The organism is Nocardia sp. NPDC003482 (assembly GCF_053588115.1).
Map to the genome: position 1 here is coordinate 1 of NZ_JBSFPI010000067.1, position 1,370 is coordinate 1,370.

Annotated in this window: 1 protein-coding gene; it reads right to left on the reverse strand. The window is 65.7% G+C overall.

Annotated elements, in window-relative coordinates:
- Positions 1-20: 20 nt before the first annotated feature.
- Positions 21-1,079: an IS110 family RNA-guided transposase gene (locus ACWDSJ_RS37820; protein ID WP_064909816.1), complete on the reverse strand. Its 1,059-nt coding sequence runs from the start codon at positions 1,077-1,079 to the stop codon at positions 21-23.
- Positions 1,080-1,370 lie beyond the last annotated feature (291 nt).

Sequence of the window (1,370 nt, forward strand, 5' to 3'; positions counted from 1 at the left end):
CCGGGAGGCTTCTATGTTTGTCAAGTCGTCGCGTTGGCCTGCGTCAGGGTTCGGTGGATCTGCCGCGTGACATACCGTTTCAGGCATCGTGTGACCTCGCGTTTGGTTTTGCCTGCGGCCAGTCGCCGTTGCAGGTAGGCGCGGGTGTTGGGGTCGGTTCGCAGCCGGGTCAGCACGATCGTGTGAATGGCTCTGTTGAGCTGTCGATCGCCGCCGCGGCTGAGCCGATGCCGGGTGGTGTTGCCCGATGATGCTGGAATCGGAGCAGTCCCAGCGATTTTCGCCAGCGCGGCCTCGGTTCTGATCCGGCCTGGGTGTGACCAGACGGTGAGGATGACCGCAGCGGTGACGGCTCCAACCCCGTGCAGTGCCAGTAGTTGCGGGGCGTGCTCGGCAAGAATCTCGTCGAGCTGGGCACGGTTGGTTTTCAGCTGGTCGCCGAGTTCATTGATCCGTCGGGCCAGCCGGATCGCCTCGGCGCGGGCGACTGCCAACCCGATCGGCTCGTCACGGCGGCGCCAGGAGGCGACTTCGGTGATCTGGGCCGCCGACAGCGCCCGGCGCGCGTCGATGCCCAGGTCGTAGGACCTGATCAGCGCGGTGAGTGTGTTCACGGTGCGGGTTCGTTCGGTGGCCATCTGGTCGCGGGCGACGGTGAGAATGTTCAATGCGGCCCGCACCTGGCCGCGACGCCGGTCGCGCAGATCGTAGAGATCGGTGACGATTGTCGATCGGGCGGCGGTGACTGCGTCGAGAGTGTCGGTCTTTCCGTTGTCCCGCAACCGTTTCGCCGAGGGCGTCGGTGCCTCGACCACTCGGTAGCCGGCGTGTTCGAGCCTGTCAGCGGCGATCGCACCGTAGCTGCCGGTGCCCTCGGCAGCGATCAGAACCGTGTCGATCTCGCTGTCAGTTCGGCGACCGATCCACGCCTGGGCGCGTGCCAGTCCCGCCGTCGTTGTCGGAAACGTTGCCTGGTCGATGATGCGGCCGGTCAGGGATTCGACGACGGCGTAGCTGTGCGTTGCGGCGTGCGTGTCGACGCCGACGACGAATCGGTAGTGGTCTGCGACGATGGGCAATGCGGTGTTCTCCTCCAGCCGGGGTGGACGTCGTGACCGGCGTCGGCCCGGGTGAGAGTTACTACGAGGCAGACCTGTAATGAGGCACAACCGTTCCCGCGGTTGGACAAGCTTCTGATCAGGCCATCGTGGTGCGCCGGGCAGCGCCGGCCTTCAGACCGAGAGGACAACTCCCGGGAAGAGCACCCGAACGGGGCCAGGCGATTCACGAGTCACACCCGGTCTGAAGAACCAGCACCACCCTGCCAGCCAGCCCCAGGCCAGCCACCACAAACACTTACAGGCGGTTCA